The organism is Natronomonas halophila (assembly GCF_013391085.1).
Taxonomy (GTDB): domain Archaea; phylum Halobacteriota; class Halobacteria; order Halobacteriales; family Haloarculaceae; genus Natronomonas; species Natronomonas halophila.
In genome coordinates this window covers 62377-76580 of the sequence record NZ_CP058334.1, presented here as the reverse complement: position 1 = coordinate 76580, position 14204 = coordinate 62377, and the positions used below count along the sequence as shown (strand labels likewise).

The 14204-nt window shown below is 63.3% G+C and carries 11 protein-coding genes; 8 read left to right on the top strand and 3 right to left on the bottom strand.

Features of this window, described 5'->3' with window-relative positions; translation table 11 throughout:
• The first annotated feature begins 53 nt into the window (after nt 1-53).
• The 3 genes from HWV23_RS00330 (at nt 54) to HWV23_RS00320 (ending at nt 3890) form a co-directional block, all read left to right on the top strand.
• Nucleotides 54-1706 (top strand): acetate--CoA ligase, encoded by a 1653-nt coding sequence (locus tag HWV23_RS00330; RefSeq protein ID WP_178288393.1) that lies wholly within the window; start codon nt 54-56, stop codon nt 1704-1706.
• A 63-nt stretch (nt 1707-1769) separates the two neighbouring features.
• Complete coding sequence (locus HWV23_RS00325; protein WP_178288391.1) at nt 1770-2954, top strand: acyl-CoA dehydrogenase family protein; 1185 nt, start codon at nt 1770-1772, stop codon at nt 2952-2954.
• Between the two features lie 117 nt (nt 2955-3071).
• On the top strand, nt 3072-3890 hold the full coding sequence (locus HWV23_RS00320; RefSeq protein ID WP_178288389.1) for an SDR family NAD(P)-dependent oxidoreductase: 819 nt from the start codon (nt 3072-3074) through the stop codon (nt 3888-3890).
• A 778-nt stretch (nt 3891-4668) separates the two neighbouring features.
• On the opposite strand, the gene HWV23_RS00315 is transcribed toward HWV23_RS00320, so the two are convergent.
• The 3 genes from HWV23_RS00315 to HWV23_RS00305 form a co-directional block, all read right to left on the bottom strand.
• Entirely contained in the window at nt 4669-6531 is a 1863-nt protein-coding gene (locus HWV23_RS00315; RefSeq protein ID WP_281362675.1) for an SLC13 family permease, read from the bottom strand.
• Between the two features lie 42 nt (nt 6532-6573).
• Nucleotides 6574-7563 carry an arsenic resistance protein gene (locus HWV23_RS00310; RefSeq protein WP_178288387.1) on the bottom strand — a complete coding sequence of 330 codons (990 nt, stop codon included), beginning with the start codon at nt 7561-7563 and terminating at the stop codon, nt 6574-6576.
• A 78-nt stretch (nt 7564-7641) separates the two neighbouring features.
• Nucleotides 7642-8052: a GNAT family N-acetyltransferase gene (locus HWV23_RS00305; protein WP_178288385.1), complete on the bottom strand. Its 411-nt coding sequence runs from the start codon at nt 8050-8052 to the stop codon at nt 7642-7644.
• A 334-nt stretch (nt 8053-8386) separates the two neighbouring features.
• On the opposite strand from HWV23_RS00305, the gene HWV23_RS00300 reads away from it, so the two are divergent.
• From HWV23_RS00300 to carB, 5 genes are all read left to right on the top strand, one after another.
• Nucleotides 8387-8803, top strand: coding sequence for a DUF7124 domain-containing protein (locus HWV23_RS00300; protein WP_178288383.1), 417 nt, complete (start codon nt 8387-8389; stop codon nt 8801-8803).
• Between the two features lie 54 nt (nt 8804-8857).
• A complete protein-coding gene (locus tag HWV23_RS00295) occupies nt 8858-9727 on the top strand; it encodes a DUF7847 domain-containing protein (RefSeq protein WP_178288381.1) in 870 nt (289 codons plus the stop codon).
• 50 nt (nt 9728-9777) lie between these two features.
• Nucleotides 9778-10308: a DUF5815 family protein gene (locus HWV23_RS00290; RefSeq protein ID WP_178288379.1), complete on the top strand. Its 531-nt coding sequence runs from the start codon at nt 9778-9780 to the stop codon at nt 10306-10308.
• A gap of 166 nt (nt 10309-10474) precedes the next feature.
• The gene (locus HWV23_RS00285; protein WP_178288377.1) at nt 10475-10702 is read left to right on the top strand and encodes a hypothetical protein; all 228 of its coding nucleotides are present in this window, start codon (nt 10475-10477) and stop codon (nt 10700-10702) included.
• A 232-nt stretch (nt 10703-10934) separates the two neighbouring features.
• On the top strand, nt 10935-14174 hold the full coding sequence (gene carB, locus HWV23_RS00280; protein ID WP_178288375.1) for a carbamoyl-phosphate synthase large subunit: 3240 nt from the start codon (nt 10935-10937) through the stop codon (nt 14172-14174).
• Nucleotides 14175-14204: the final 30 nt, after the last annotated feature.

Sequence of the window (14204 nt, the reverse complement as noted above, 5' to 3'; positions counted from 1 at the left end):
CGTGTGTCGGCCCCCCATAGAATTATTGTGCGCTCTATCCAACCGATAAGTGAATGTTCGAAAGCGAGACGGCCGATTACGGATCGGTCAGGGAGTCCTTTAGCTGGGAGTCGTTACGCGACGAGTGCGACTGGAACGGTCGGAACGAACTCAACTTCGCCCACGAGTCGGTCGACCGCCACGCGGGCGACGACGAACTCGCGCTCGTCTGGGTGAGCGCCGACGGCGAGGACGAACGATACACCTTCGACGACCTCTCCGAGGAGTCGAACCGGGTGGCGAACGTCCTGACTGACCTCGGCGTCGAGCGCGGTGACCGGGTCTTCACGTACTTGCCGCGGATTCCGGAACACTACGTGACTATCCTCGGCACGTTGAAGACCGGCGCCGTCTTCGGGTCTGTCAACGAGCGCTACGGGCCGGACGGTATCGCCCACCGACTGCGCGACAGCGGCGCCTCGACGGTGGTCACGACCGCCGAAAACCGTGACACGGTCGAGGCGGCCCTCGACGGAGTCGATTCACTGGAGAACGTCATCGTCGTCGACCGCGGCGATGGCGAGATTCGCGAGGGGGACGTCGACTACGACGCCCGCGTCTCCGATGCCTCTCCCGACTTCGAGACGGTACGAACCGGAACCAACGACCCCGCGTTCCACTACTACACCTCCGGGACGACGGGGCCGGCGAAGGGCGTCGTCCACGGTCACGGCTTTACCGTCGGTAACGCGAGTTTCGCGAAACTCCCCTCCGGGTTGCAGTCCGACGACCTCTACTGGTGTACCGCCGACCCCGGATGGCTGACCGGACTCAACCCCTTCGGCGCCCTGTTCTGGGAAATCCCCATCGTCGTCTACGAGGGCGAGTTCGACCCGGCCGCGTGGGTCGACATCCTCGACGAACACCCGATTTCCGTGCTGTTCAGCGTTCCGACGGCCTACCGGATGCTGTGGAACAACGAGGAACTGCTCGACGGCCGCGACCTGAACCTCCGGACCCTGCTGTCGGTCGGCGAACCGCTGAACGCCCCTATCGTCGAGTGGGCCGAGGAACGCTTCGGCACGCCGATTCTCGATACCTACGGCACCTCCGAGACCTACGGCACCGTCGTCGCGAACTACCCCTTCGAGTCATGGGAGGTCAAGCCCGGGAGCATGGGACGACCGTACCCCGGTATCGAGACGAAAATCGTCGAACCGGGGACCCTCGACCCGGTCGAACAGGGCGAAACCGGCGAAATCGCCATCAGGAAGTTCCCGAGTACGTTCCTCGAATACTGGAACCGACCGAAAAAGACCGAGGACGCATGGATAGACGACTGGGTTCTCACCGACGACCTGGCGCGTGAAGACGAGGACGGCTACTACTGGTTCGAGGGACGCGCCGACGACGTCATCATCTCGTCGGGATACCGCATCGGCCCGTTCGACATCGAATCGCAACTGGTCGACCACGACGCCGTCACCGAAGCGGCCGTCATCGGCGTACCCGACGAGAAGCGAGGCGAACTGGTCAAGGCGTTCGTCGTCCTCGCCGACGGCGCGGAACCGACCGAGGAGACGCGAAGCGAGATCCAACAGTTCGTTCGCGACCAACTGGCGGCCCACGAGTACCCACGCGAAATCGAGTTCACCGACGAACTCCCGAAGACAGTCACCGGCAAAATTCGCCGGACCGAACTCCGCGAGGGCGACGACGGGTCGTAACTCACTACCCTTCAACACTGTCACGATGAATAACGATTAGTTGGTAGAGTTCGACGTGGTGGTATGGCACAAAGTGGTGCTGCTTTCGGTGAAGGAGAGGAGTTGAAACTGATCGAGGATACTGCCGCTCGAATCGCCTCCGATTACGACGACGATTACTGGCAACGCGTCAACCACGACCAGGAAGAACCCGCTGAGTTCTGGCAGGACTGTGCGGACGCCGGCTTCCTCGGCGCGACGGTCCCCGAGGAGTACGGCGGCGAGGGGATGGGCCTGCAAGAACTGACGGCCATCGTTCGGACGCTCGAAGAATACGGCGCGATGGGTGCCGGAATGCTGTTCGTCGTGACGCCGGTCTTCGGCGCGATTACGCTCTCGAAGAACGGCTCCGAAGCCCAAAAGGAGGAATACCTCCCGAAACTCGCCAACGGCGAGATGAACTTCTGTATGGCCCTGACCGAACCGGGCGCGGGCCACAACACGCCGAACCTCGATACGACCGCCGAGGAAGACGGCGACGGGTTCGTCATCAACGGCTCGAAACAGTGGATCAGCGGCGTCGGCCGTGCCGACAAGATGCTACTCGTCGCGCGGACGACGCCGAGAGAGGACGTCGAGCGTCGGACCGAGGGCATCACGCTGTTCCTCGCCGACCCCGACTCACCGGGCGTCGAGTACCGCGAACTCAACACCGGAATTCCGGCTCCGGAACGACAGTTCGAGATCAACTTCGACGACTACCGACTCGATAGCGACGCCATCATCGGCGAGCGTGGCAAGGGCCTCTACCAGTTGTTCGAGACGGTCAACCCCGAACGGCTGGTCGGTGCGGCCGGCGTCGTCGGCGCCGGGAAGTGTGCGCTGAACCGGGCAATCGACTACGCCAAGGAACGCGAGGTGTTCGACGCCCCCATCGGGAGCCATCAGGCGATTCAACACCCCATCGCCGACAAATGGTCCCGACTTGAGGCGGCGGAGCTCATGTTGAAAAAGGCCGCCTGGGAGGTCGACGCCGAGAACCGCGACGCAGGTGCCGCGGCCAACATGACGAAACTCCGGGCCTCCGAGGCCGGCTACGACGCGTGTGACTTCGCCGTGCAGGTCCACGGCGGCAACGGCCTCAGCGAGGACTACTTCGTCGTCGACCTCTGGAAGCAGGCGCGACTGTCCCGTATCGCGCCGGGGTCCAGCGAGATGATGCGCAACTACATCGGCGAGAGCGTCCTCGGACTGCCACGCTCGTACTAAGATTCACGCGGGACGGACGCGCGACGGGTGCGAGACGGTCGGAGTCTACCCAGTACGACAGCCCCGTTCGTCCCCACCCGCCGGTAGTTATATTCTGCTGGCATCGCATTCCGAGACATGGCCGCCGACAGCGCCTACGATTGGCTCGAAGCGACAGATGTAGCGAACGTCACCGACCGGTTCCGTGCGGACGGTGATGTAGCACTCGTCACGGGGGCGAGCCGCGGTATCGGCCGCGTGACCGCGTTCGAACTCGCAGCGGTCGGCGCCGACGTCGCCGTCGCCAGTCGGTCACTGGAGGACCTCGAAGCCGTCGTCGACGAACTCGAAGCGGCCTTCGACGCCCAAGCCATCGCCATCGAGACCGACGTCTCGGACCCTGATGCCGTCGAGGAGATGGTCGAGACGACGGTCTCGGAACTCGGCGGGCTCGATATCCTCGTCAACAACGCGGGCGCCTCGTTCGTCAGCGAGACGGAAGACATCTCGCCGAACGGCTGGGATACCGTTGCGGACATCAACCTGAAGGGGACGCATCTGTGTTCGACGGCCGCCCTGCCCCACCTCGAAGGCGGCGGCCGTATCGTGAACTTCTCGTCTATCGCCGGCCAGTACGGGTCGAACACGATGAGCCACTACGGGGCCGCCAAAGCGGGCGTCGAGAACCTGACGCGGTCGCTCGCCAACGAGTGGGCCGACCGCGATATCCGAGTCAACTGCATCGCACCGGGACTCGTCTTGACGCCCGGGTCGGCGGGCGTCATGGGCGTCGGCTCGGATACGGCTCACGACCGCTCGACAGTGAATCGGATGGTCGGCGGCGCCGACGAAATCGCCGATGCGGTGGTGTTCCTCGCGACACAGGCATCGAGCTATCTCACCGGCGAGACGATGGTTATCGAAGGCCCGCCAGCGGTCTCCGAGGACGTCGAATAGTCGCCGACGGCCGGACTCCGACGATACGACTGCCGCAGTTCTAGACATTTATGTTATATACTAAAATATTGGACTATTTTGGTCTATTAGTATCGTACCGATCTGTCTATTTGCTGTATTTTCTGATATGGCATCTTCACCTCCCGGGATTGACCGAGATCAGACACCTACAAAGTATTTGTCTCCCGGGTCATATTACATCTATCTGATATTTGGAGAATATATGTATAAGATGGCTCTTCGCCATTATTCAAAAAGTCATTTGCGGTGGGTATCCGAGCTTGAATTCGTTGAATCAGTGGCTATCTGAGAACGTTGTCGAAGTAGATAGGCTATTGTGTCTATCACCTATATAAGACATATATTTTATATATTGGGCACACATTCACTTATCTCAGTCATGAAAAGTGAGTATTCATAACTTATTTCTGCTAATACCACCATATTAAACCAAGGAAATGTGAATATAGGTCAGTTCTATAATATTTCCTTCGAATATAGTGGCCAAATAGCCGATACCCAATCTAAGAACTGACTCTTATTTATATGCCAAGCCGAATAGTAGGTGGATGAGCTCGAATTCTATCGATAATGCGTACTTGTGGCGGAGCTTTCCCAGTTACAGATAGATCTCATGAAAATCGAAACGTACCCAAATATATCTAAAAACAAATAGAATATCGAAAAATTCAGAAAACAGACTATTTGTTACGGGCATCGATGACAGCAGATTCATCTGGTGGCACCAAACCCAACAACCGAACGTGGTAATATCGTCTCAAACCCCGTACAGCCACACGATGCCGAACGTCGTTACGGCGGTCAGAATCAACTGGAGCGGGGCGCCTACGCGCGCGAAGTCGGTGAATTTGTAGCCACCGGGACCGTAGACCATGAGGTTCGTCTGGTAGCCGATGGGCGTCAGCATGGCCGTCGAGGAAGCGAAGGTGACCGCTAACACGAACGCGAAGGGGTCGGCGCCCAGTTGCAGTGCGGTGTCGTAGGCGACGGGAACCATCAGGACGACGCTGGCGTTGTTGCTGATGACGTTGGTGACCAACGCGGTGAACAGATAGAAGACGGCGAGTAGGGCGACGGAGCCGAGTTCGGCGCCGTTGCCGACGACGATATCGGCCAGCCACGCCGCGGCGCCGGTTTCCTCCATCGCCACGCCGAGGGGGATGAGCCCCGCCAACAGGAAGATGACGTTCCAGTCGACGGCGTCGTAGACTTCGTTCGGTTTGACACAGCCAGTGACGACCATCCCGAGGATGCCGCCCAACGCGGCGACCATGATGGGAAGGATGCCGAGGGCCGCGATTGCGACGACGACGCCGACGATGCCGACGGCGACGGGGATGCGCTTCGAGCGGAAGTCCGGCCGGATGAGGTCCTGTGCGACGACGAAGTTGCGGTCGGCCTGAAACCGGCGGACGGTGTCCTCGGTGGCCTGTATCAGCAGGGTGTCGCCGGCCCGGAGCGGCCGCTTGTCCATCCGGCGGTGGATGACCTCGCCGCCACGGCGGATGGCCAGCACCGTCGCGTCGTAGCGCTGCCGGAAGTTGAGCGTCTCCAGCGTCTCGCCGAGCAGGTTCGTATCCGGCGAGAGGACGATTTCGACGAGACGCTGTTCGGCGACGGGTTCCTCGAGGTCCTCGGTGGCGCCCTCCTCGGCTTCCAGCACCTCGTCAGTCACCTCGGCGTCCGGCGCGAAGTCCAGTCCCTCGGCGTCCATCAGTTCAACGAGGCTCTCGCGGTCGACCCGGAGAACGAGGATGTCGCTGGGGCGGACCTCCTTGCGCGCCAGCGGTTCGTTGAACGCCTGCCCGTCGCGGATGAGTTGGACGATGTCGGCGTCGGCGTCGATATCGCTGAGGGCGTCGTCGACGGCCCGGCCGAGCATCGGCGAGTCCTCGCGGACGACCACCTCGGTGAGGTACTGGGTCATGCCGAACTCGTCGGTGAGGTCGTCTAGCGCTTTGATTCGCTCGGGGAGGAGTCGCGGGCCGAAAGCGAGGAGATAGGCCGTCCCGACCACGAGCACGAGCGCACCGAGGGCGGTGAACTCGAACATCGAGAACGGTTCGGTGGCGGTGCCGCCGACCCGGTCGTAGACGTCCGAGGCGAGGATGTTCGAGGAGGTCCCGATGAGGGTCAACATCCCGCCCATCATCGACGCGTACGAGACGGGAATCAGGAGTTTCGAGGGGGAGATGCCGGTCCGTTTCGAGAGTTCGGTTACCATCGGAATCATCACGGCGACGACCGGGGTGTTGTTTATAAATCCGGCCGTCCCGCCGGAGAGACCGAGGACGGCGGCCAATTGGCCGAAGGGGCTGTTGCCGAACCGGTCGGCGATTTCCCGGCCGATGATGTTGACGACGCCCGTCCGGCGGATGCCCTCCGAGAGGATGAACATCGCGAGGACGGTTATCGTCGCCGAGGAGGCAAAGCCGGAGACGCCGTCGGCGGGACTGACCTGCGTCCACGGTTCGAGAACGATAAGGGCGACCATCACGCCGATGGCGGTGATGTCGATGGGGACCGGTTCGGTGACGAAGAGTACGAGCGCGACAAGGATGATGGCGAAGACGACGAGCATGCCCGTCGTCAGCCCGGTCCCAGCGACGAGTCCCAGCACGGCCGCGAGTTCGCCCGATTCTCGCCTAAAGGTTCTGGTCGGTCAGTCGGTGCCCGCCGACGGATCCGTCGCCGTCCCCGGAACGAGCCACGTCGGGACCACGCGCGTGAGGACGACCATCCCGGTCAACTCCACGAGCGTCTGGGTGACGACCACTGCGGGTGCGAGTTCGTAGCCCGCCGGCAGCGCCAGCGCGAGCGGCAAGATAACGAGCGAGTTGCGGGTGACCGAGGTGAACACGAGCGCGCGTCCCTCGCCGGGCGCCATATCGAGGGCCCGAGCCAGCGTTCGAGCCAGCAGGGGCATCACCACGAGGAATGCGACGTAGACGGGGACGACGGCTGCGAGACGGCCGATGGAGTCGTAGACGCGGGGCAACTGCGAGGCGATGACGACCAGAAGCGTCAGCGCCATCATCGGGACGGGAAGCCACCCCATCGTCGACTGCCAGCGGCGGCCGGCCTCGGAGCGTTCGGCGGCAACCTCCGTGAGCCACGCCAGCGCGAGCGGCAGCGCGATGATGAGCAGAAACGCCTCGACGAACGGTCCGGGTTCGATGGCTTCGGCGACCTGCTGGCCCATGAACAGCCACAGGTAGAGCGGCAACAGCAGTAACTGCAGGAGCATCAGCGCGGGCGTCGCGGCGGTCACCTGCTCGGAATCGCCTCCGGCGAGTTCCGTGAAGGTGATGACGTAGTCGATACACGGCGTCAGCAGAACCATGAACGCGCCGACGAGGATAACCGGGTCCTGCGGGAGAAAACGCGTGAGCACCCAGACGACGGCGGGGACGACCGCGAAGTTTAGCCCCAGTGCGGCCGCCATGAATCGGGTGTTCCTGAACGCGCGTCGAATCCGGACGAAGGGGACTTCGAGGAAGGTGACGTACAGGAGGACGACCAACACGGGTTCGATGAGGCGCTGGAAGAACGGCGCGGCGTCCGGAATCCCAAGGCCGAACCCGATGGCGGCCAGCACGGCGACCGCGTAGATGGCGACCTGTCGTCGTTGCACCCAGTCCTTGTTCGGCATCCGTGCTTGACTCCTTATTGGCGCCTGCCACGCTGTCGGTAAACCACCGTCGGTCAGCACGACGGCTTGCCGTCGGTATCACACCTCCGTCTCGATGACGTAGCCCCACTTCTCGTAGTCGCGGTCGGCATAGAACTCGTGGATGCCCTCTTTCGCGCGGGGCGAGGCCAAAGCGACGCGCTCACAGCCCTGCTCGTTGGCCCACCTCTCGACGTGTTCGACGAGTGCTGTTCCGTGACCCTCGCCGCGCCGCGGTTCGTCGACGACCAAATCGTAGAGCCACGCGTGGCGGACGTGATGGAGGAAGTCGTCGATGCGGACGCCCGCGACGCCGACCAGTTCGTCGCCGTCGAACCGACCGAAGAGTGTGTACTCGTCATCGCCCGTCCACGCCAACACCTCATCGGGGTCGGCGTCGGTCCAGAGCTGGCGGAGGATGGAGACAGCAGGTTCGCGCTCGGCATCTGTGGCGAGTTCGCGGATTTCCATGGGCGAGGTTGCGCGAAGGGGGTCAAAAAGTCCGGCGACAGAGTGTGGAAAGATACCACACGCGAGACGGCCTACACCGTGGATTGGCATCCGCCGAGCGGGGCGTTCGAAGAACGCCCCCGAGGCGGTTCGCGGCGACGAGGCGAGGAGCACCGAGTCGCCGTAGCGCGCACGGACTGAGAGCGCCCGAAGGGCGCTCGAAGGAGTACGCGCGCATATTTTCACCACGTTTTTGCCGAGAACCGGGGTCGCGGCTACGCCGCGACCCGCGTTCTCGTGCAAAAAGTGGGCGCGATTCCAAAGTGTTTTCTCCGGTGCAGTCTCCCTTTCGGGTATGGATGGCGGCGGCTCTACGGACATGACACTCGCGTTCGAGTTGGAGGCGCTCAAGCGGCTGGCTCGGCCGGAGGAGGTGTTCTCCGACGCTCGCACATGGAGCGAGTACGTCGGAGTCGTCTCCGACAAGCCGACCTACGTCGTGACGAACTTCACGCGGAAGAACCGCATCCGGCAGGACTTCTTCTCCGGGCCGCGCGGGCGCAAGGAGAGCCTCGAAAACGTCAAAACCCAGTTCGACACCGACCGGCACGTCTTCATCGGCGTCGACGACGAGGACGAGGCGCTGGCCGGGGAAGTCGACTGGGAGTTCCTTCCCGTCGAGCAGGCCGCCGAGGCTGCCGACTGGGAACTCGGCGATGCCGAGGCGGAAGCCGACGACGCCGACGACGGCGAGCGCGACGACTGGCCGTAATCCGGCCGACGCGGTTCGACCATTCTTAAGAGGGCCGCGAACGCGTAGCCGCATATGTCGCTGGATATCGGTGCGGCGTTCCGAGAGGGTGGGAGCCGAACCGTCGCCAAGAGCGGACTGTTGCTCGTGGCGGCGTTCATCGTCTTCGGCGTTGTGACGTTGGTACTGACACAGACGCTGGCGGTCGGCGTCGCGGAGGCGACGCTAGAGTTCATCCAGAGCGTCGACCCCGCAGAGGCCGGCCTCTCGCAGGCGGAATACGAGCGGTCCGTCTCCGACCTCCAGACGATGGTGTCGGACGCACAGGAACTCTACCCGCTGGCAATCGACCTCTCGCCGGGAATCGCCGCTGCCGGACTGGTCGCCGTCGCGCTCCTCTGGGAGACGGCATCGATAATCGCGGTTCGGGTTTTCGCGGCTAACGACCCCGAAAGCCTCACCTCCGGAGACGTCTCCGGGAACCTCCTGTTGGCGACGCTGAACGGCTTCATCGGGAAAATCGTCGTCTGGGGGCTGATGCTCCTCGGGTTCGTGGTCTTCGTGTTCCCCGGCATCTTCTTCGCAGTCGCGTTCTACTTCCTGCGGCAGGAAATCGCCCTGCGGGACAAGAACTTCGTGTCGGGGATGGCCGATTCTTGGCGGTTGACGAAGGGCCATCGCATCGAGGTGTTCGCCGTCGCACTCGTCGTGGTCGTCCTCTCGCAGTTGGATGTCGTGTTGAGTCCGCTGGGGAGCGTCGTCCCCCAGACGGCCGTCGCCGTGCTTGGAACGGGCATCAGCGCCGCTATCGCCGTCTTCGGGGCGGCCGTCGTGACGCGACTGTACGTCCAGTTGCGGGAGGAAGCGGAGGCCGAGGCCGAGGCGGCCGAAGCCGAGAAGGACCCCTACGACGCGGCGCTCGGTCCCGACGACATCCCGGAGTAACGTCGTCGTAGAACGCTGTTTTTAACCGGTTGGGTCGCCGAGAAGCGCCAATGGCAGAACCGCGCGTCCCGGGCGACGACCCCGGAACTCTGGACCTTCCGTGTGGCGAGACGCTACACGCCCACGACCTCGACATGGGGATGCGTGAGATCAGTTGTGACTGCGGCGACAACCACGCTATCGTCGTCGACGTCCACCCGATTTCACGGTTCGTCCCCGAGGCCATCGCCGACGTGCTTCGGGAGACCATCGAGACCGACGACGAGTTCCCCGAGTTCAGCATGCCCCACGTGATGGGCGTCGTGATGGAGGAGTTCCCCGACGAGGTCGCCGTCGCGGACGTCGCCGAGGACGGCCACGTCGGTTACGCGCTGGTGTGGGTCACCGACTTCGATTCGCGCCGCCTGCACGAGATCGTCGTCGAGTTGCTCGTCGAGTTGATGGACCACGCCGCCAGCCACGGCGACGACGCCACCGCCTCGCAGTTCGAACAGCAGATGATGAACTTCGACGTCGAGGCGTTCGTCGAGCAGTACCGCGAGGAACGGAACTTCGAATCCGAGGTCGACACGCCGGTCTGAGGCCCGCCGCGCACTGATGTGCTAACTACTGTCACACGAATTTCTGCCCATCTGTCCGACGAGGGGGTCGTTCGTCGAGACCCGTTCTGTCACCCGATTTTCGCCGGGAGCGCGTCTGACAATTGTCTGACGGGGTGTTATGGTATGTGGGCACATGTGTAAGAATATGCGCATACGCCGGGGTGAGTACGAGCGCATCCGCGAGGTGTTGTCGGAGGCAGACCCCGAAGAGCCGTTGACGGCGCGCGAGATACTCGACCTGCTCGAAGAGCACGGTGAGGAGTTCGATAGTGCCCACCGCGTGGCCACGGTACTGGGCCGTCAGGCCGAGATGGGAGACATCGAAGTTATTCAGGACCAGCCCTATCGGTACCGGCTGGGCGAAGGTAGCTAGGCACTCGTTTTGCGGTGCGTTCTCGGTTCGAGCAGTTACAATATTAGCGTCTACTGATGGATTAACCACCGACCGCACCCTCAGACCCGTCTCAAGCGGGCTCTAAAGCGGCGACTCCATCCACCACGATGGAAGTGGCGGCAATCGTCACACGATTCGAAATTCGAATTTTCGTTACGAAATCCGTACCGATTCGCCGGGCTTATTACGATGTACGAACTTCGGACGCATAATGCCAGACGACGAGGACCGCACAATCCTGCTTATCGGGAGCGGACCGATCCAGATCGGACAGGCGGCCGAATTCGACTACTCCGGCGCACAGGCGTGTCGGGCCCTGCAGGAGGAGGGCGCCCGAGTCGTCCTCGTCAACTCGAACCCGGCGACCATCATGACGGACCCGGAGATGGCCGACAAAGTCTACGTCGAGCCCATCACCCCCGAAGCCATCGCCGAAGTCGTCCGCAAGGAGGAACCGGACGGCGTCATCGCCGGCCTCGGCGGCCAGACCGGCCTGAACGTCACCGCCGAACTCGCCGAACAGGGCGTTCTCGACGAGTACGACGTCGACATCATGGGGACGCCGCTGGACACCATCTACGCCACGGAGGACCGCGACCTCTTCCGCGAGCGCATGAAGAAAATCGGCGAACCGGTCTGCAGTTCCGAAACCATCTCCTCGATGGACGAAATCGAGGACGCCGTCGAGAGCGTCGGGGGACTGCCGGTTATCGCCCGCACCGCCTACACCCTCGGCGGCTCCGGGTCCGGCGTCGTCGACGACATGGACGAACTCCGCGAAATCGCCCGCAAGGGATTCCAGCTCTCGCGGAACCACGAAGTACAGATTACCGAGTCCATCGCGGGCTGGGTCGAACTCGAATACGAGGTGATGCGTGACGCCGACGACTCCTGTATCATTATCTGTAACATGGAGAACATCGACCCGATGGGCATCCACACCGGCGAGTCCACCGTCGTCACGCCCTCCCAGGTCATCCCCGACGAAGCCCACCAGGAGATGCGCGACTCCGCGCTGAAGGTCATCCGCGAACTCGGCATCGAGGGCGGCTGTAACATCCAGCACGCGTGGCGCGACGACGGCACGCCCTCCGGGGAGTACCGCGTCGTCGAGGTCAACCCGCGCGTCTCGCGGTCCTCCGCGCTGGCGTCGAAGGCGACCGGTTACCCCATCGCCCGCGTCACCGCGAAGGTGGCGATGGGCAAGCGCCTCCACGAAATCGACAACGAGATTACCGGCGAGACGACCGCCGCTTTCGAACCCGCAATCGACTACGTCGTCACCAAGGTCCCCCGGTGGCCGAAGGACAAGTTCGACGACGTCGAGTTCGAACTCGGCCCCGCGATGAAGTCGACGGGCGAGGCGATGTCCATCGGCCGGACCTTCGAGGAATCGATGCTGAAGGCCCTGCGGTCCTCGGAGTACGACCCCGCCGTCAACTGGGGCGACGTCTCCGATAGCGAACTCGAAGAGGACTACCTCGTCCGCCCGACACCGGACCGCCCCTACGCCATCTTCGAGGCCTTCGACCGCGGCTACACGGTCGATGAGGTCATCGACTTCACCGGCATCAAGGAGTGGTACGTCGAGCGCTTCAAGCGCATCTCCGAGGCCGCCGAATCCGCCCAGGACGGCGACTTCCAGACGGCCGCCGAGGCCGGCTTCACGAATCAGGAGGTCACCGCCATCGCTGGCGGGGAGTTCAACGACACCCACGCCTCCTGGATTCCCTCCGACGTCGCCGAGGCCGACGAGGACGACGAGGGACGCCCCGTCGAAACCGACGGCTCCGGTGTCACAGTCGAGGACGTCGAGGCGGACACCTCCAGTCGGACCTACAAACAGGTCGACACCTGTGCCGGCGAGTTCCGCGCGTCGACGCCCTACTACTACTCCGCGCGTGAGCCACCAACGGGATACGGGACCAGCGAGGTGCAGGTCGACACCGACGTCGAGTCGGTCGTCGTGGTCGGCGGCGGCCCCATCCGCATCGGGCAGGGCGTGGAGTTCGACTACTGTGCGGTCCACGCCGTCCGCGCGTTGGAGGACATGGGCATCGACGCCCACGTCGTCAACAACAACCCCGAGACGGTCTCGACGGACTACGACACCTCCGACGGCCTGTTCTTCGAGCCGATTACGGCCGAAGAGGTCGCCGACATCGTCGAGGAGACCAACGCCGACGGCGTGATGGTCCAGTTCGGCGGTCAGACCTCCGTCAACGTCGGCGAACCGCTCGAGAAGGAACTCGAGCGTCGCGACCTCGACTGCGAAATCATGGGTACCTCCGTCGAGGCGATGGATCTCGCGGAGGACCGCGACCGATTCAACGTCCTGATGGACGAACTCGGCATCAGCCAGCCCGATGGCGGCACGGCGACCAGCAAGCAAGAGGCCCTCGACCTCGCCCACGACGTCGGCTATCCGGTCCTCGTGCGCCCGTCCTACGTGCTGGGCGGCCGCGCGATGGACGTGGTCTACTCCGACGAGGAACTCGAGGAATACATCGAGGAAGCCGTCCGCGTCTCGCCGGACAAACCAATCCTCGTCGACGAGTTCCTCGCAGACGCGGTGGAACTGGACGTGGACGCAGTCGCCGACGGCGACGACGTCCTCATCGGCGGCATCATGGAACACGTCGAGGCCGCCGGTGTCCACTCCGGCGACTCCGCGTGTATGATTCCGCCGCGCTCGCTGTCGCAGGAGACGCTCGAACGCGTCCGCGAGGTCGCACTCGACATCGCCCGCGCACTGGATACGGTCGGCCTGCTGAACGTCCAGTTGGCCGTCCGCGACGGCGAGGTCTACGTGCTCGAAGCCAACCCGCGCTCGTCACGTACCGTGCCCTTCGTCTCGAAGGCGACGGGCGTCCCGATTGCGAAACTCGCAGCGAAGACGATGGTGGGGAACTCCCTCGAAGAACTGCAAGCCCACGAGCAGGTTCCCGAGCACGTCTCGGTCAAGGAAGTCGTCCTTCCGTTCGACCGCCTGCCGGGTTCGGACCCGCGTCTCGGCCCCGAGATGAAATCGACCGGCGAGGTCATGGGCACGGCCCGCTCGTTCGGCAAGGCCTACCTCAAGGCCCAGTCGGCGACCGGCAAGGCCATCCCGACCGAGGGGACGGCCATCGTCGACCTCGAAACGCTCCGCGGGATGTCCCAGAAGAACGAGGACATCTCGGACGTCCGCGAGAACGCCGAACGTCACTTCGACGTCTACGAGAAAGACGAGTTCGACGACCTGAACCAGTCGCTCCGCGACGGCGAAGTCGACGTCATCTTCTCGCGTGACCGCGACGTCCTCGAAGTCGCCGTCGAGGAAACCATCACCTACTTCTCGACGGTGCCGAGCGCCCGCGCGGCGCTGGAAGCCATCGAGACGAAGGACGAACCCCTCGACGTGATGGCGCTCTCGGAGCGCCCCACCGAGCGCCGCAACTGGGGCGAGTAATCCCCTTGCCGGCGCCCGCGTGACAGGCCG

Bases quoted from the DNA above. Each gene is read 5' to 3' on its own strand.
- HWV23_RS00330 (WP_178288393.1), top strand. From the start codon at position 54: ATGTTCGAAAGCGAGACGGCCGATTACGGATCGGTCAGGGAGTCCTTT.
- HWV23_RS00325 (WP_178288391.1), top strand. From the start codon at position 1,770: ATGGCACAAAGTGGTGCTGCTTTCGGTGAAGGAGAGGAGTTGAAACTG.
- HWV23_RS00320 (WP_178288389.1), top strand. From the start codon at position 3,072: ATGGCCGCCGACAGCGCCTACGATTGGCTCGAAGCGACAGATGTAGCG.
- HWV23_RS00310 (WP_178288387.1), bottom strand. From the start codon at position 7,563: ATGCCGAACAAGGACTGGGTGCAACGACGACAGGTCGCCATCTACGCG.
- HWV23_RS00305 (WP_178288385.1), bottom strand. From the start codon at position 8,052: ATGGAAATCCGCGAACTCGCCACAGATGCCGAGCGCGAACCTGCTGTC.
- HWV23_RS00300 (WP_178288383.1), top strand. From the start codon at position 8,387: ATGGATGGCGGCGGCTCTACGGACATGACACTCGCGTTCGAGTTGGAG.
- HWV23_RS00295 (WP_178288381.1), top strand. From the start codon at position 8,858: ATGTCGCTGGATATCGGTGCGGCGTTCCGAGAGGGTGGGAGCCGAACC.
- HWV23_RS00290 (WP_178288379.1), top strand. From the start codon at position 9,778: ATGGCAGAACCGCGCGTCCCGGGCGACGACCCCGGAACTCTGGACCTT.
- HWV23_RS00285 (WP_178288377.1), top strand. From the start codon at position 10,475: ATGCGCATACGCCGGGGTGAGTACGAGCGCATCCGCGAGGTGTTGTCG.
- carB (WP_178288375.1), top strand. From the start codon at position 10,935: ATGCCAGACGACGAGGACCGCACAATCCTGCTTATCGGGAGCGGACCG.